General features: G+C 73.6%; 15 protein-coding genes and 1 pseudogene. 9 read left to right on the top strand and 7 right to left on the bottom strand.

The genetic code is table 11. The annotated features are described in order from the left end of the window. Positions 1–45 precede the first annotated feature (45 nt). Entirely contained in the window at positions 46–465 is a 420-nt protein-coding gene (locus MCM47_RS33600; protein WP_238950204.1) for a Fur family transcriptional regulator, read from the bottom strand. A gap of 115 nt (positions 466–580) precedes the next feature. Between MCM47_RS33600 and MCM47_RS33605 the strand changes: the two genes are divergently transcribed. Next, positions 581–2,059 carry a catalase gene (locus MCM47_RS33605; protein ID WP_238950206.1) on the top strand — a complete coding sequence of 493 codons (1,479 nt, stop codon included), beginning with the start codon at positions 581–583 and terminating at the stop codon, positions 2,057–2,059. A gap of 451 nt (positions 2,060–2,510) precedes the next feature. Here MCM47_RS33605 and hisN read toward each other — a convergent pair whose 3' ends face one another. The 5 genes from hisN to MCM47_RS33630 form a co-directional block, all read right to left on the bottom strand. Then, on the bottom strand, positions 2,511–3,308 hold the full coding sequence (gene hisN / locus MCM47_RS33610; protein WP_238950216.1) for a histidinol-phosphatase: 798 nt from the start codon (positions 3,306–3,308) through the stop codon (positions 2,511–2,513). Positions 3,309–3,390: 82 nt separating this feature from the next. Next, complete coding sequence (locus tag MCM47_RS33615; protein WP_238950218.1) at positions 3,391–3,711, bottom strand: multidrug efflux SMR transporter; 321 nt, start codon at positions 3,709–3,711, stop codon at positions 3,391–3,393. 118 nt (positions 3,712–3,829) lie between these two features. Beyond that, entirely contained in the window at positions 3,830–4,885 is a 1,056-nt protein-coding gene (gene rsgA / locus MCM47_RS33620; RefSeq protein ID WP_238950220.1) for a ribosome small subunit-dependent GTPase A, read from the bottom strand. A 16-nt stretch (positions 4,886–4,901) separates the two neighbouring features. Further along, positions 4,902–6,233: a 3-phosphoshikimate 1-carboxyvinyltransferase gene (gene aroA / locus MCM47_RS33625; protein ID WP_238950223.1), complete on the bottom strand. Its 1,332-nt coding sequence runs from the start codon at positions 6,231–6,233 to the stop codon at positions 4,902–4,904. A 105-nt stretch (positions 6,234–6,338) separates the two neighbouring features. Then, positions 6,339–7,067 (bottom strand): M50 family metallopeptidase, encoded by a 729-nt coding sequence (locus tag MCM47_RS33630; RefSeq protein WP_238950225.1) that lies wholly within the window; start codon positions 7,065–7,067, stop codon positions 6,339–6,341. A gap of 143 nt (positions 7,068–7,210) precedes the next feature. Between MCM47_RS33630 and MCM47_RS33635 the strand changes: the two genes are divergently transcribed. From MCM47_RS33635 to def, 8 genes are all read left to right on the top strand, one after another. Beyond that, positions 7,211–7,963 (top strand): SOS response-associated peptidase, encoded by a 753-nt coding sequence (locus MCM47_RS33635; RefSeq protein WP_238950241.1) that lies wholly within the window; start codon positions 7,211–7,213, stop codon positions 7,961–7,963. A gap of 49 nt (positions 7,964–8,012) precedes the next feature. Continuing rightward, positions 8,013–8,648 (top strand): alpha/beta family hydrolase, encoded by a 636-nt coding sequence (locus MCM47_RS33640; RefSeq protein WP_238950243.1) that lies wholly within the window; start codon positions 8,013–8,015, stop codon positions 8,646–8,648. 321 nt (positions 8,649–8,969) lie between these two features. Continuing rightward, entirely contained in the window at positions 8,970–9,713 is a 744-nt protein-coding gene (locus tag MCM47_RS33645) for a sigma-70 family RNA polymerase sigma factor (protein WP_308222560.1), read from the top strand. Continuing rightward, positions 9,710–10,141, top strand: coding sequence for a mycothiol system anti-sigma-R factor (gene rsrA, locus MCM47_RS33650; RefSeq protein ID WP_238950247.1), 432 nt, complete (start codon positions 9,710–9,712; stop codon positions 10,139–10,141). The genes MCM47_RS33645 and rsrA overlap by 4 nt, the downstream gene beginning before the upstream one ends. Positions 10,142–10,445: 304 nt before the next feature. Continuing rightward, the gene (locus MCM47_RS33655; protein WP_238950250.1) at positions 10,446–11,876 is read left to right on the top strand and encodes an HD-GYP domain-containing protein; all 1,431 of its coding nucleotides are present in this window, start codon (positions 10,446–10,448) and stop codon (positions 11,874–11,876) included. Positions 11,877–11,926: 50 nt separating this feature from the next. After that, positions 11,927–13,228 carry an HD-GYP domain-containing protein gene (locus tag MCM47_RS33660; protein ID WP_374209258.1) on the top strand — a complete coding sequence of 434 codons (1,302 nt, stop codon included), beginning with the start codon at positions 11,927–11,929 and terminating at the stop codon, positions 13,226–13,228. Positions 13,229–13,468: 240 nt separating this feature from the next. After that, positions 13,469–14,461 carry a hypothetical protein gene (locus MCM47_RS33665; RefSeq protein ID WP_238950260.1) on the top strand — a complete coding sequence of 331 codons (993 nt, stop codon included), beginning with the start codon at positions 13,469–13,471 and terminating at the stop codon, positions 14,459–14,461. Positions 14,462–14,488: 27 nt separating this feature from the next. Beyond that, positions 14,489–15,124: a peptide deformylase gene (def, locus tag MCM47_RS33670; RefSeq protein ID WP_238950262.1), complete on the top strand. Its 636-nt coding sequence runs from the start codon at positions 14,489–14,491 to the stop codon at positions 15,122–15,124. Between the two features lie 77 nt (positions 15,125–15,201). Here the strand turns inward: def and MCM47_RS33675 are convergent. Next, positions 15,202–15,469, bottom strand: a pseudogene (locus MCM47_RS33675) (hypothetical protein); the annotation flags it as partial.

Genomic DNA, 15,469 nt, shown 5'->3' on the forward strand with positions numbered 1-15,469 from the left:
GCCGAGCGGGCGGTCGGGGGTCGGGGCGCGCGGGCGCCCGGGGCATCAGGGTCTGTTCGTACAGTCCGGGCAGAGCCCGCGGTAGGTGATCTCGGCTCCGGAGACGGCGAAGCCGAACCGCTCGGAGTCGGGCAGCGCGGCCAGCGGGTCGCCCTGCGGGTGGACGTCGCGGATCGCGCCGCAGCCGGAGCAGACCAGGTGCTGGTGGGCGTGGTGCGCGTTGGGGTCGTACCGCTTGGCCCGGCCGTCGGTGGCGACCTCCAGGACCTCGCCGAGGCAGACCAGCTCGCCGAGCGTGTTGTAGACCGTCGCGCGGCTGATCTCGGGCAGCCGCTCCACGGCGCGGGCGTGCACCTCGTCCGCGGTGAGGTGCACGTGTTCACCGTTCAGGACCTCGGCCACGACCCGGCGCTGCGAGGTCAGCCGCCACCCACGTCCGCGAAGTCGTTCCAGCAGGTCAGTCATGGCTACAGGGTAAGTGACGCTCCGAGATTGGTTCCAGTGTTGACTTAGACAAAGTCCAAGTTAGGATCGAGTCTGTCACGACCGGATCACGCGGATCACGCGGAGGCACCCTCTTATGACCACCCAGGACGAGCTGCGCCCCATCCTCACCACGGAGGCGGGTGCCCCCGTCGCCGACAACCAGAACACCGAGACCGCGGGGATCGGCGGTCCGGCGCTCATCCAGGACCAGCAGCTGTTCGAGAAGCTGGCGCACTTCAACCGCGAGCGCATCCCGGAGCGCGTCGTGCACGCCCGCGGCGCCGCCGCGTACGGGACCTTCACGGTCACCGCCGACGTCACCGCCTACACCCGGGCGGCGTTCCTCTCCGAGGTCGGCAAGGAGACCGAGACCTTCCTGCGGTTCTCCACCGTGGCCGGCAACCTCGGCTCGGCCGACGCCGTCCGCGACCCGCGCGGCTTCGCGCTGAAGTTCTACACCGAGGAGGGCAACTACGACCTCGTCGGCAACAACACCCCGGTGTTCTTCATCAAGGACGCCACCAAGTTCCCGGACTTCATCCACACCCAGAAGCGGGACCCGTACACCGGCTCCCAGGAGGCGGACAACGTCTGGGACTTCTGGGGCCTGTCGCCCGAGTCCACCCACCAGGTGACCTGGCTGTTCGGCGACCGCGGCATCCCTGCCAGCTACCGCCACCTCAACGGCTACGGCTCGCACACCTACCAGTGGCAGAACGAGGCCGGCGAGTACTTCTGGGTGAAGTACCACTTCAAGACCGACCAGGGCATCAGGAACCTGACCCAGGAAGAGGCCAACAAGCTCGCCGGCGAGGACCCGGACAGCCACCAGCGCGACCTGCGCGAGGCGATCGAGCGCGGCGAGTTCCCGAGCTGGACGGTGCAGGTCCAGATCATGCCGGCGGCGGACGCGGCGAACTACCGCTTCAACCCGTTCGACCTGACCAAGGTCTGGCCGCACGCGGACTACCCGCCGATCGAGATCGGCAAGCTGGAGCTGAACCGCAACCCCGACAACATCTTCGCCGAGGTCGAGCAGTCGATCTTCTCCCCGGCGCACTTCGTGCCCGGCATCGGCCCGTCCCCGGACAAGATGCTGCAGGGCCGGCTCTTCGCGTACGCGGACGCCCACCGCTACCGCGTCGGCATCAACGCCGACCACCTGCCGGTGAACCGCCCGCACGCCACCGAGGCCCGCAACAACAGCCGCGACGGCCACCTGTACGACGGCCGCCACGGCCGCCAGAAGAACTACGAGCCGAACAGCTTCGGCGGCCCGGTGCAGACCGGCCGTCCGCTCTGGGCGCCCGTCCCGGTCACCGGCGCCACCGGCAACCACGAGGCCCCCTCGCACGCCGAGGACAACGACTTCGTGCAGGCCGGCAACCTCTACCGGCTGTTCTCCGAGGAGGAGAAGCAGCGGCTGATCGCCAACCTGGCCGGCTTCATCGCCAAGGTCTCGGCCGACCGCGACGACATCGTCGAGCGTGCGATCGAGAACTTCCGCAAGGCCGACGCCGACTACGGGCAGCGGCTGGAGGCGGCGGTGCGGGAGCTGCGCAAGCAGCAGTAGCACCCCGATGAGCAGCGGGCCCGTTCCGACCAGAAAGCTGGCCGGAACGGGCCCGCACCACTATTCGCCCACTCGCCTCCGGGGCGCTCGGACCCGGTGCCGACGGTCGTCGCTCCGGCGCTCGTGCCTCGCTTGTCGCTCCTCGCTTTCGGCACCGGCGCGCCCCTTCGGCTCGGGGCGGGGTTCGCCCGCTCGCCTGCGGGGCGCTCGGACCCGGTGCCGACGGTCGTCGCTCCGGCGCTCGTGCCTCGCTTGTCGCTCCTCGCTTTCGGCACCGGCGCGCCCCTTCGGCTCGGGGCGGGGTTCGCCCACTCGCCTCCGGGGCGCTCGGACCCGGTGCCGACGGTCGTCGCTCCGGCGCTCGTGCCTCGCTTGTCGCTCCTCGCTTTCGGCACCGGCGCGCCCCTTCGGCTCGGGGCGGGGTTCGCCCACTCGCCTCCGGGGAGGTGGCTCAGACGCTCAGGCGGCGCAGGGTCTCGTCGTGGAGCAGGCCGTTGGTGGCGACGGCGTCGGCGCCGCCCGGGCCCGGGACGCCGTCCAGGCCGGTGAAGCGGCCGCCGGCCTCCTCGACGATGATGCAGTTGGCGGCCATGTCCCAGAGCGAGAGCTCGGGCTCGGCGGCGATGTCCACCGCGCCCTCGGCGACCATCATGTAGGACCAGAAGTCGCCGTAGGCCCGGGTACGCCAGCAGGACCGGGTGAGGTCCAGGAAGGGGTCGAGCCGGCCCCGCTCCTCCCAGCCGGAGAGCGAGGAGTAGGAGAACGAGGCGTCCTCGATCCGGGAGACGCCGGAGACCTGGATCCGGCCGGCCTTGGCCAGACTGCGGCCGGCGAAGGCGCCGAGGTCCTTGGCGGCCCACCAGCGGCGGTTCAGCGCCGGGGCGGAGACGATGCCGACCACCGGGCGCTCCACGCCGTCGGGGCCGTCCTCCAGCAGGGCGATCAGGGTGGCCCAGACCGGCACACCGCGGATGTAGTTCTTGGTGCCGTCGATCGGGTCGATCACCCAGCGGCGCGGGCCCGAGCCCTGCAGGCCGAACTCCTCGCCGAGCACCGCGTCGCGCGGCCGGGCACGCTGCAGCACCCCGCGGACCAGCTCCTCGGCGGCCTTGTCCGCGTCGCTGACGGGGGTGAGGTCGGGCTTGGTCTCGACCTTCAGGTCGAGCGCGCGGAATCGCTCCAGCGTGACCGAGTCCGCCGAGTCGGCGAGGACGTGGGCGAGTCGGAGGTCGTCGTGGTAGTCGGCCATGTCCAAGACCCTAGCGAGCCCACCCGGATCGGGACAGTCGGGCTCGCGGAGCGGACGGCCCTGCCCCCCGATGGAGTGGCGATCAGTGCGAGCCGCTGAGTTGGAGGCCGATCACGCCGGCGATCACCAGGGAGATCGAGACCAGCTTGAGCACCGAGGTGGACTCGTCCAGGAACACCATGCCGTAGATCGCGGTGCCGGCCGCGCCGATCCCGGTCCAGACCGCGTAGGCCGGGCCGACCGGCAGGCTCCTCAGGGAGAGCGTCAGCAGGCCGAAGCTGCTGAGGGCGAAGACGCAGAAGCTGACGGTGGGCCAGAGCTTGGTGAAGCCCTCGCTGAGCTTGAGGTTGATCGCGAAGCCGGTCTCCAGCAGGCCGGCCAGGATCACCAGGGCCCATGCCATCACGTCTCTCCCTGTCGATCGACGGGCCGGACCGCGACCCGGCCCGACTTTCCTATGATCGCCAGGCCGGGGCGGTCCGACACCTCGAACACGCGAAAACGCGGGTGCCGACGGGCGGTCAGTCGCCCTCGCGGGTCTCCTTGCTGGCCAGCAGCCGGCGCAGCGAGTAGAGCCGGGCCGGCTCGGCGTGCCCGTCCGCGACCCAGGCGTCCAGTGCGCAGTCCGGCTCGTCGTGGCTGCACGCACGCGGGCAGTCGACGGTGCCGGGCTCCAGGTCGGGGAAGGCGTGGATGACCCGGGACGGGTCGATGTGCGAGAGGCCGAAGGAGCGGAAGCCCGGGGTGTCGATCACCCAGCCCGGGTCGAGCGCCTTCTTCGAGCCCGGCTTGGCACCCGGGGGCGGGGGCAGCCGAAGCGCCAGCGCCGAGACGGTGGTGTGCCGGCCGCGGCCGGTCACCGCGTTGACGTGCCCGGTGGTCCGCTGCCGCTCCGGCACCAGCGCGTTGACCAGGGTGGTCTTCCCGACGCCGGAGTGCCCGATGAACACCGTGGAGCGGCCGCGCAGGTACGCGCGCACCGCCTCCGCCCCGGTGGTGGCGAGCTCGTCCCGCCGGGTCACCACGTAGGTGATGCCCAGCGGCGCGTACGCCTCCAGCAGCGGGGCCGCCGGTGCGAGGTCCGACTTGGTGAGGACGAGCAGCGGCTCCATCCCGGCGTCGTACGCGGCCACCAGGCAGCGGTCGATCAGCCGGGGCCGGGGCTCGGGGTCCGCCAGGGCGGTGACGATGGCCAGCTGCTCGGCGTTGGCGACGACGATCCGCTCGTACGGGTCGTCGTCGTCCGCGGTGCGCCGCAGGACCGAGCTGCGTTCCTCGACCCGGACGATCCGGGCCAGCGTGTCGGCGTCCCCGGAGAGGTCGCCGACGATGTTGACGACGTCACCCACCACGACGCCCTTGCGGCCCAGCTCCCGGGCCTTCATGGCGACGATCTCGCGTTCCTGCTTCGTCCCGGCGTCCACCAGGCAGGTCAGCCGGCCGCGGTCGACGGTGAGCACCATCGCCTCGGCCGCGTCCTCGTGCTTGGGGCGGATCCGGGTCCGCGGCCGGGAGCCCCGGCGCGCGGGGCGGTTGCGGATGTCGTCCTCGTCGGCGTCCTTGCCGTAGCGGCGCATGTACCCAGTCTCCCGCTCAGCCGCCCGCCACTGCCCCGGTGAGCAGCTCGTCCCACATCTTGGGGAAGTCCGGCAGGGTCTTGGCGGTGGTCGCGACGTTCTCGACCCGGACGCCCTCGACGGCCAGGCCGATCACCGCGGCCGCGGTGGCCAGCCGGTGGTCCTCGTAGGTGTGGAAGACGCCCCCGTGCAGCGGGCGCGGGCGGATCCGCAGACCGTCCTCGGTCTCGGTGACGTCGCCGCCCAGGTCGTTGATCTCCTTGGCGAGCGCGGCCAGCCGGTCCGTCTCGTGCAGCCGCAGGTGGGCGATGCCGTAGAGGTGGGACTCGGAGTCGGCCAGCGCCGCGACCGCGGCGATCACCGGGGTCAGCTCGCCGACGTCGTGCAGGTCGGCCTCGATGCCGTGGATCCGGCCGGTGCCGGTGAACTGCAGGCCCTCGTCGGTGAACTCGCAGACGCCGCCCATCCGGCTGTAGATCTCGCGCAGCTGGTCGCCGGGCTGGGTGGTGTGCTTCGGCCAGTCGCGGACGGTGACGCGGCCGCCGGTGACCAGGGCGGCGGCGAAGAACGGCGCGGCGTTGGAGAGGTCGGGCTCGACGACCACGTCGCGGCCGATCAGGGCGCCGGGGGTGACCCGCCAGACGTCCTTCTCGCCGCCGTCCTCGGGCGCGTCGACCTGGACGCCGGCCAGGCGCAGCATCTCGACCGTCATCCGGATGTGCGGCAGCGACGGGACCGGGCCGCCGACGTGTCGGACCTCGACGCCGTTGTTGTAGCGGGCGCCGGAGAGCAGCAGCGCCGAGACGAACTGCGAGGAGGACGAGGCGTCCAGCTCGACCGGGCCGCCGTCCAGCGCGCCGGTGCCGTGCACGGTGAGCGGGAACGCGCCGCGGCCGCCGTCGTCGATCCGGGCGCCGAGCGCGCGCAGGGCGTTGATCACGCCGTGCTGGGGGCGCTCGTAGCTGCGCGGGTCGCCGTCGAAGTGCACCGGGCCGTCGGCGAGGACGGCGAGCGGCGGGAGGAAGCGCATGACGGTGCCGGCGTTGCCGACGTCGATCGAGGCCGGGCCGCGCAGCGCCGGGGCGGGGATGACCCGCCAGGCCTCGCCGCCACCGGTGCCGCCGGTGTCGTTGTTGACCTGCTCCTCGATGCCGACGCCGAGGGCGCGCAGGCCGTCGGCCATCAGCTGGGAGTCGCGGCTGCGCAGCGGGCGCCGCACCCAGCCGGGCTCGTCGGCGAGTGCCGCCAGCACCAGGGCCCGGTTGGTGACCGACTTGGAGCCGGGGATGGTGACGGTGGCGTCAACGGGGGTGGTCGCGACGGGGGCGGGCCACAGGGTCTCGGTCATGGGGCAAGTTTAGGGGCCGTACCGGAACTGTCCCCTCGGCGGCCGGATGGCGGGATGGTGGACCCGCCCGCTCGTCTCCGGGCAGCCCGGGGCGGGAGGGCGCGCTCAGAACGACGCCGGGCCGTCGGGGAGGAGCCAGTGCGCGCCGACGGCCAGGCAGACGAGCGCGGTGACGAGGAAGAGGATGACCCAGGCGAGGCCCGGAACGCCGGTGAGCCGGGCCAGCTGGTCGGCGTCGGAGTCGCCGCCCTGGTCGTGGCGGCGCTGGTGCTGCAGCTCCAGCACCGGCCGGACGGCGCCGAACAGCAGGAACCAGCTGCCGAGGTAGGCGAAGCCGGCCTGGACCTCGGGGGTGCCGAACCAGGAGACCAGGAAGAACGCGGCGCCGGCCAGGACGACGGAGAGGAAGCCGAAGGCGTTGCGGATCCGCACCAGCAGGGCCAGCAGCAGCGCGATGGTCAGCCAGAGCAGCAGGACGATCCGGTCGGCGGCGAGCAGGGCGGCGCAGCCGAGCCCCAGCAGGGCCGGGGCGATGTAGCCGGCGGCGGCGGTCACCACCATGCCGGGGCCGGTGGCCTGGCCGTAGGAGAGGGTGAGGCCCGAGGTGTCGGAGTGCAGCCGGATGCCGGCCAGCGTGCGGCCGGTGAGGAGGGCGGCGAGGCCGTGGCCGCCCTCGTGGGCGATGGTGACCGCGTTGCGGGTCACCCGCCAGACCGGCCGGAGGGCCACCGCGAGCAGGGCGGCGGCGCCGGTGGCGAGGACGAGCCAGCCGGGAGGGGCGGGCTGGGCACCGGTGACCCGGTCCCACAGCGTGCCGATGCTCTGTGCGTCCATGTCCGTCCTCCGCCTCCGTTCACCCGGCCGGGGTCGGCGGCCGGGGTGGCAGCCTCCCATGCGGGGACGGCCGGGCGGGAGACGGCGGTTCGTTCCGTGGAATGAGGAATCGGTGAGAGTGGTGGGCGTGGCAAGCTGACGCCATGTGCGGTCGCTTCGCCTCGAGCAGCAAGCCCGAGGACATCGTCGAGCTCTTCGGCGTCCGGCAGTGGGACCCGGCCGAGACGCTGGCCCCCAGTTGGAACGTCGCCCCCACCGAGAGCGCCTTCGTGGTGCTGGACCGGGTGCCCAAGGGCGAGTCGGCACCGGTGCGGCAGCTGCGGGTGCTGCGCTGGGGCCTGGTGCCGGCCTGGGCGAAGTCGCCCGAGACCGCGGTGAAGATGATCAACGCCCGCGCCGACACGGTGCACGAGAAGCCCTCGTACCGGCAGGCGTTCGCCTCCCGCCGGTGCATCGTCCCGGTCGACGGCTACTACGAGTGGCAGACGGTGCCGGGCGAGCGCGGCAAGCCGAGGAAGAAGCCGTTCTTCGTCTCCCGGGCCGACGGCAGCCCGCTGGCGCTGGCCGGGCTGTACGAATTCTGGCGCAACCGGGCGGTGCCGGCCGGCCACCCGGAGGCCTGGCTGGTGACGTTCACCGTGGTCACCACCGAGGCGGAGGAGCTGCTCGCCCCGATCCACGAGCGGATGCCGCTCTTCCTGGACCGCGAGTCGGTCGACGACTGGCTGGACCCGGGGCAGAGCGACCCGGACGAGCTGCGCCGGCTGCTGATACCCCCGCCGCCCGGCGCCCTGCTGGCCACCCCGGTCTCGCCGGCGGTCGGCAGCATCCGCAACAACGGTCCCGAACTGACCCGGCCCTGGGACGAGGCCGAGTTCGAGACGACGCTCTTCTGACCCCTTGTCCCTTCTCCCCTTCCTCCCCTCTTTCTGGAGCCCGCGCGCGATGACCACCGAACTCGTTCCGACGCCGGCCGGGGACGCCCGGATCACCCTCCGCCCGGCGGCCGCCCCCGAGGCGCTGCTGGCGCTCGGGCACGGCGCCGGCGGGGGGATCGGCGCGCGCGACCTGGTCGCTCTGGCCGAGGCGCTGCCACCGCGGGGGATCTCGGTGGCGCTGGTCGAGCAGCCCTGGCGGGTGGCCGGGAAGCGACTCGGGCCGGCGCCGAAGACGCTGGACACCGGCTGGGCCCCGGTCGCCGAGCGGCTGGCCGCGCAGGGCCTGCCGCTGGTGGTCGGCGGACGCAGCGCAGGCGCCCGGGTGGCCTGTCGGACGGGTGCGGCCACCGGTGCGGTCGGCGTGGTGGCGCTGGCGTTCCCGCTGCACCCGCCGGGCAAGCCCGAGAAGAGCAGGGCGGAGGAGCTGCTGGAGTCGGGGCTGCCGACGCTGGTGGTGCAGAGCACGGCGGACCCGTTCGGCGGCCCGGAGGAGTTCCCGGCGCTGCCGGCCGGGCACGAGCTGGTGGCGGTGCCGTACGGCAGCCACGGGTTCGAGGTGCCGAAGCGGGCGCCGATGGGGCAGGACGAGGTGCTGGCGCTGATCACCGAGGCGGTCGGCGACTGGGTGCTCGGCCTGCTCTGAGCGCCGGAGTGCGCCGATCGGCCCGCGCCGGCCGGTGGGAACGGGCGGTCGCCGTCCGCTCACCCGCCCGAGTGAATACCCGGCCGGGGGCGGGAATGCGGGCGCGATTCGCATGGTTGACAAGCTCGTCAGCTTGAGTCCCGGTGGAAGGCAGCACAGATGGGTTCGATCGCGTGCCCCGAGCGGCCGGAGGAGCGCGAGGCCGCCACGGCCTTCGCCCCCTCGTGGTCGGAGTGGCTTGTCGCGGGCGAGAAGCCCGTGAGCCCGATATCCTCCCTCTCGGGGCAGCCCGCACCGGGCGGTCTGCGCCATGCCGAGGAGGTGGGTCCGGTCGTCGGGACCGAGCACGAGACCGAGCCGGGCCGGGGCCCGGAGGAGGGCCTGCCCACGGGCGAGGCGCTCACCGGTGAGGAGCTGGCCGAGGCGATCGGTGAGGACACCTTCCGGGTGTCGGCGGAGGAGTCCGAGGAGGCCCGGCGGGAGCGCTTCGAGCGCGACGCCCTGGGCTACCTGGACCCGATGTACTCCGCCGCGCTGCGGATGACGCGCAACCCGGCCGACGCGGAGGACCTCCTCCAGGAGGCGTTCGCGAAGGCGTACGCGTCGTTCCACCAGTTCCGTGAGGGCACCAACCTCAAGGCCTGGCTGTACCGCATCCTCACCAACACGTTCATCAACTCGTACCGCAAGAAGCAGCGGGAGCCCCAGCGCACCGCCGCCGAGGAGATCGAGGACTGGCAGCTGGCCCGGGCCGAGTCGCACATGTCGACCGGTCTGCGCTCGGCGGAGACCCAGGCGCTCGAACACCTCCCGGACAGCGATGTGAAGGACGCCCTCCAGGCCATCCCGGAGGAGTTCCGCATCGCCGTGTACCTCGCGGACGTAGAGGGCTTTGCGTACAAGGAGATCGCGGACATCATGGGTACTCCCATCGGTACGGTGATGTCCCGACTGCACCGCGGCCGCCGTCAGCTGCGCGGCATGTTGGAGGATTACGCCCGCGAGCGCGGGCTGGTCCCGGCCGGCAGCGGGGCAGGGCAGGAAGCGAAGGGCTCGGGCTCATGAGCTGCGGCGATCCGCACGACACCGAGTGTGGCGAGGTCCTCGACCACCTCTACGAATTCCTCGACAACGAGATGGCCGAGGGTGACTACGCCAAGTTGCGCGTGCACTTCGAGGAGTGCTCGCCGTGCCTGGAGAAGTACGGCCTGGAGCAGGCGATCAAGGCGTTGATCAAGCGCTGCTGCGGGTGCGACGACACCCCGGCCGATCTGCGCGGGAAGGTGCTGGCCAGGATCGACTCGATCCGGGCCGGGCAGCGCTCCGGCCAGGCGGTGGCGGTCTCCGTCGAGCCGACGGCAGAGCTCCACGGCGAAGCCGGTCCGGGGCGCGGGACCGGTCCGGGCCGCGAGGCCCGGGACACCGCTGGCGAGCCGGCCGGCGACCAGGCCCGGCCGGGCACCCCGGTCGAGGCGGGTGCCCCGGCGGAGTGAGCCCGCGCCGCCCGTGCGTGCGGGCGGCCGAAGGAACGGATCAGGCGGCCCCGGAGCGTGTGCTCCGGGGCCGCCCCCTTGCTGCTTGCGTGCGCCGTCACTCGTTCGAGTGAGTTGGCGGTGCGCCAACTGCGGCATTCCGTGATCATGCGTCCCCACGCCGGGACGGCGGCCTATCCTCCTGACGGGCACTCACCGTCGGGCCCCGGCGGGCCGAGCGCCGAGCGGGCCAGGACGCGGGGAGGTCGAGATCGCTACCGACAGGGGAGAGGCGGACCTGCCGCGGGGCGCGGTGGGTTACCTCGTGGCCGTTCCGGTCGCGGCGCTCTGCTGCCTGCTGCCGCTGCTGCCCGTGCCGGGACCGCTCGGCGTGCCGCGCTGGCTCGGCCACCCCGTCGACTGGCCCAAGGTCGGGCTGCTCTCCTTCCTGCACGGCTGCTGGGAGTCGCTCGCCCAGGGGCTGACCACGCCCTGCCTGCGACTGGTCCGGGTGCTGCTGCGCCGCGCGCCGCTGGCCGACCGGCCGCCGGCCCGGCCCTGCGCCAACGCCTTCTTCCCGGTGCTGTTCGCCGGGGTGCTGATGCTGCCGCCGGCCGCCGCCGCGCTGGTCGCGGTGCCGCCGGCCCTGCTCGGCTACGCCGACTCCGACCGCGGGCGGCGGGTCTGGAACGGTGCGCAGCTCGGGCTCTCCGCCTTCGCCTCCTCGACCGTCTTCCACCTGCTCTCCGGGCCGCAGCTGCTGCTCGGCTCCCGGTTCCCGGCCGCGCTGCTCCCCGGGTGCGCCGCTCTCGGTGCGTTCTGCCTGGTCAACAGCGCCCTGGTGAGCGGCATGCTGGTGCTCGCCGAGGGCCGGCGGCCGACCGTGCTGCTGAGCGGGCCGGCCACCGCGATCGGTCTGCCGGTGCTGGTGCACGCGGCCGGCGGGCTGATGGTCGCGGTGCTCTGGCAGGGCCCGTACGGCGCGTTCGCGGCGCTGCTGGCGCTGCTGCCGCTCTCCATCTCGGCCTGGGTGTTCGCCCAGGGCCACCGCGAGCGCGACGCCCACCAGGCCACCGTCCAGGCGCTGGTGCAGGCCGTCGAGATCAAGGACGCCTACACCCGCGGCCACAGCGAGCGGGTCGGCAGGGCGGCCGTGCTGATCGCCGATCAGCTCGGCATGGAGGCCGAACGGCTGCGCACCCTGCGGTACGCCGGGATCCTGCACGACGTCGGGAAGCTGGGCGTCGCCACCGAGCTGCTGCGAAGAAACGGTCCCCTGACCGACGCCGAGCGGCGGGCGGTCGAGGTGCACCCGGTGCACGGCTACGAGCTGGTCCGCGGGATCGCCTTCCTCGGCGAGGCGCACGCCGGCATCCTGCACCACCACGAGCGGGTGGACGGCCGGGGCTACCCGAGCGGGCTGGTGGGGGAGCAGATCCCGGAGTTCGCCCGGATCATCTCGGTCGCCGACGCCTTCGACTCGATGACGTCCACCCGCTCCTACCGCCGCGGCCGGCCGGTGGCCGAGGCCGTGGCCGAGCTGGAGCGCTGCGCGGGCAGCCAGTTCGACCCGGTGATGGTCCGGGCACTGGTCGACGCGCTCGCGGAGCACGACTGGCAGCCGGTGCTGCCACCGTCCGGCGACTGCATCAAGGCGGTTCCGGACATCCCGCTCGGAGTCCCCGAGCCGGCCCGGGCGGCCCCGCGCCGGGTGCCCGCGCAGGGCGGCAGCGTCCCGACGGCCGGGCCGTCGTGATCGCGGCGACCGGTGGCGCCCGGAGGCCGTCCCGGCGGGCCGCCGGCGGGCTGCTCCCCGGGGCGGCGTACGGCGGGGTGGCGGCGGTGCACGGCGCGGCGCTCGCACTGCTGGCCATGGCCTTCGGGGTGGTCGCGGTGCGCGGGGTGGCCGAGCCCGGGGTGGCGCTGGCCTTCACGGTGCTGATCGCGCTCGGCGAATGCGTCCGGATCACCCTGCCGGGCGACCGGGAGCAGGCGCCGATCGGGGCGGCCGGCGCGCTGGCGTACGCCCTGCTGGGGCCGCTGCGGGGGCTGCCGACCGGGCACGGCGTGTTCCAGGCGGTCGCCGTGACCGGGGCGGGCCTGCTGCTCGCGCTGCTGCCGGCCCTGCTCCTGCCGCACGGCGCCCGTCGGCACCGGCAGGCGCCCTGGCGGGACCAGGTCCGCCTGGACGGCGCGGCCCGGCGGCTGCTCGGGGCCGGCTTCGCGGCGGCGATCTTCCAGCCGCTCTACACCAGCGGTGCGGTGGACCGGTTCTCCGCGGACGGGCCGGTGTACGGGGTCTTCCTGACCCTGGTGGCCGCGCTCGCCGCACTCTGCGACGCCAGCCTGGCCGCGCTGCTGCGGCGAGCGCGGAGCGGACTGCGGTTCCCGGCGGCGCTGGAGGACGAGCTGCGCTCGCTGTTCGGGATCGGCACGGCGATCGCCGCGACCGGGCTGCTGGTCAGCCTGGCCGCCGGCGAGGTCGGGCTCTGGGCGCTGCCGTTGTTCTGCGCACCGCTGCTGCTGGCCCAGGTGTCGTTCCGCCGGGCCGCCGCCGTCCGGGCCACCACCGGGCAGACCATCGCCAGCCTGGCCCGGGCCACCGAGGTGGCCGGCTACACCCCGCCCGGGCACGCCCGCCGGGTGGCCGACACCGCGTGCGCGATCGGGCGCGAGCTGGGTCTGGGCACCCGTGAGCTCGCCCTCTTGGAGTACGCGGCGCTGATGCACGACGTGGGGCAGCTGTCTCTCGTCGAGCCGGTGCCGGACGGCGCGACGGCACTGCTCCCGGACGAGGAGCAGCGCCGGATCGCCCGCCTCGGCAGCGAGGTGATCATGCGGACGGGGGTGCCGCGGAAGGTGGCCGAGCAGGTGGCCCGGCTGGCCGACCCCTGGCAGGGCGGCCCGGCCGCCGCGGACGGCGAGGTGCCGCTGGCGGCCCGGATCATCCGGGTGGCCAACGCGCACGACGACCTGCTGACGGCGGCGCGCGGGCGCGGGGTGGGCGAGGCGGTGGGGCGACTGGAGGTGCTGGAGACGCTGCGGCTGGGCCGGGGCCGGGTCTACGACGCCCGGGTGGTGGACGCCCTCGTCCGGGTCCGCGGTTAGCGCGGGGCCCGTACGCGGCGGTTCGCCGGGCGGGCCCGCTGGGGTTGAGGCACGGCGGTGGGGCGGGCAGGCTGGGTAGGGGCGGGCGCCGGCGGCGGGGGCAACCACGACGGTGGGGAGCGCGGGCGGCGGCGGGCGTGGTTGGATGCGGTCGTAGCGTGGAACACCGACCCGGGGTACCGGGCCCGTGACGCGGGAGCGGATACGGGACTTGAGCGGACGACGACGGCAGGGACGAACGTGAGGATCTTCCACCGGGCACGGCACCGGCCGTCCGCCACCTGGCGGCAGACGACCGACCGGGCTTTCACGCTGATCGGCGACGGCCGGTACGAGGATGCGGGCGCACTGCTGGTGATGGCGGCCGACCTGGAGCCGTGGCTGTCGGACTCCTGGTTCAACCTCGCGCTGCTGCACAAGTTCCGCCGGGACTGGGAGCAGGCGCGGGCGGCCGGGCTGCGCGCGGTGGCGTTGCTGGACCGCGAGCAGGGCGCCCCCGACTGGTGGAATCTGGGCATCACGGCGACGGCGCTGCAGGACTGGCCGCTGGCCCGGCGGGCCTGGCAGGCGTACGGCCTGCGGCTACCGGGCGGCCCCGGTGGGCAGCCGGACGGGCCGGTGAGCCTGGACCTCGGGACGACGCCGGTGCGGCTCTCCCCGGACGGCGAGTCCGAGGTGGTCTGGGGCCGGCGGCTGGATCCGGCCCGGATCGAGGTGCTGTCGATCCCGCTGCCGTCCTCCGGCAGACGCTGGGGGGAGGTCGTGCTGCACGACGGAGCCCCGCACGGCGAGCGGGTCACCGACGGAGTGGCCTACCCGGTGTTCGACGAGATCGAGCTGTGGGCGCCGTCCCCGGTGCCGACGTACGTCGTCCTGCTGCAGGCCGCGACGGCGGCGGACCGGGACGCACTGGAGCGGCTGGTCGCGGACGCGGGCTATGCGGCGGAGGACTGGACGTCGTCGGTGCGGTTGCTCTGCCGGGCCTGCTCGGAGAGCCGGATGGCCGCCGACGACGGGCACACCGCCCACCACGATCCGCACGACGACGGCGACGCCGCCCACCCCGGGCACCTGAGCCACCTCAGTCAGGGCGGCGCGGCCGGGATGTCCTGGCTGGTGGAGCGGGAGTGCGGGATCGCGGCGCCGGCCCACCTGGTGCGGGCCCTGCTGGACCGCTGGGCGGCGGCCTCCCCGGGATCGCGGGCGTACCGGGATCTCGAAGAAGTCTGCTGAGTACCCTGGTGAGGTACGCGTAGACCTATGGAAGCGGAAGACATGGCGGAGCAGGCCGAGCAGCACGAGCACGACGAGAACCCGAACCCGAAGGTGATCGGGGAGGAGCCGGACCTCACCAAGGGCACCGCGCGCCCGATCACCGTGGTCGGCAACCCCGTCCTGCACCGCGAGGTCAAGGACGTCACCGCGTTCGACGGCGAGCTGTCCGCCCTGATCGACGACATGTTCCAGTCGATGTACGCCGCCGAGGGCGTGGGCCTGGCGGCCAACCAGATCGGTGTGGACCTCAAGGTCTTCGTCTACGACTGCCCGGACGACGAGGGCGTGCGCCACATCGGCCACGTGATCAACCCGAAGCTGGAGGACTACCCGGCCGACCGCCGCCGGGTGCTGGACGACGGCAACGAGGGCTGCCTGTCGGTGCCCACCGCCTACGCCGAGCTGGCGCGCCCGGACTTCGCCGCGGTGACCGGTGTGGACAAGGACGGCCGGCCGATCCGGGTCGAGGGCACCGGCTTCTTCGCCCGCTGCCTGCTGCACGAGACGGACCACCTGTACGGCACCCTCTACATCGACAAGCTGTCGAAGCGGGACCGCAAGGACGCCCTGCGGCAGATGGCCGAGGGGACGCCGCGGTACGCGACCGTGCCGAACGAGTAACGGCCGACGCTCGTTGAAGGCCTGTCGAAGGCCGGTGCGGAGGCTCCGCACCGGCCTTCGGACTGTCCGGTTGCAGGTCAGCGCTGGATGAAGAGCCACTCCGGGCCGTAGGTGAACCGGGGGTCGGCGGGGAGCTTGATGCCGTTGATCTGCTGGGCGGTGCTGCGCATCTTGCCCATGTGGGTGATGGCGGGGCCGATCGCGGCGGTCCCGCCGTCGGCCCAGGCGTCCTGGAGGGCGTACAGCATGTCGCTGTAGTGCTGGTTGAAGGTGGTCAGGCGGTCGGCGGTGGCCTGGTCGGGCTCGTTGCCGGGGGAGTTGGCCCAGCCGCCCGCGGGGATCCGG

This window comes from Kitasatospora sp. A2-31, from assembly GCF_022288725.1.
Lineage (GTDB): Bacteria > Actinomycetota > Actinomycetes > Streptomycetales > Streptomycetaceae > Kitasatospora.

Bases quoted from the DNA above. Each gene is read 5' to 3' on its own strand.
- rsgA (WP_238950220.1), bottom strand. From the start codon at position 4,885: ATGCGCCGCTACGGCAAGGACGCCGACGAGGACGACATCCGCAACCGC.
- MCM47_RS33600 (WP_238950204.1), bottom strand. From the start codon at position 465: ATGACTGACCTGCTGGAACGACTTCGCGGACGTGGGTGGCGGCTGACC.
- aroA (WP_238950223.1), bottom strand. From the start codon at position 6,233: ATGACCGAGACCCTGTGGCCCGCCCCCGTCGCGACCACCCCCGTTGAC.
- def (WP_238950262.1), top strand. From the start codon at position 14,489: ATGGAAGCGGAAGACATGGCGGAGCAGGCCGAGCAGCACGAGCACGAC.
- hisN (WP_238950216.1), bottom strand. From the start codon at position 3,308: ATGGCCGACTACCACGACGACCTCCGACTCGCCCACGTCCTCGCCGAC.
- MCM47_RS33605 (WP_238950206.1), top strand. From the start codon at position 581: ATGACCACCCAGGACGAGCTGCGCCCCATCCTCACCACGGAGGCGGGT.
- rsrA (WP_238950247.1), top strand. From the start codon at position 9,710: ATGAGCTGCGGCGATCCGCACGACACCGAGTGTGGCGAGGTCCTCGAC.
- MCM47_RS33630 (WP_238950225.1), bottom strand. From the start codon at position 7,067: ATGGACGCACAGAGCATCGGCACGCTGTGGGACCGGGTCACCGGTGCC.
- MCM47_RS33640 (WP_238950243.1), top strand. From the start codon at position 8,013: ATGACCACCGAACTCGTTCCGACGCCGGCCGGGGACGCCCGGATCACC.
- MCM47_RS33615 (WP_238950218.1), bottom strand. From the start codon at position 3,711: ATGGCATGGGCCCTGGTGATCCTGGCCGGCCTGCTGGAGACCGGCTTC.
- MCM47_RS33635 (WP_238950241.1), top strand. From the start codon at position 7,211: ATGTGCGGTCGCTTCGCCTCGAGCAGCAAGCCCGAGGACATCGTCGAG.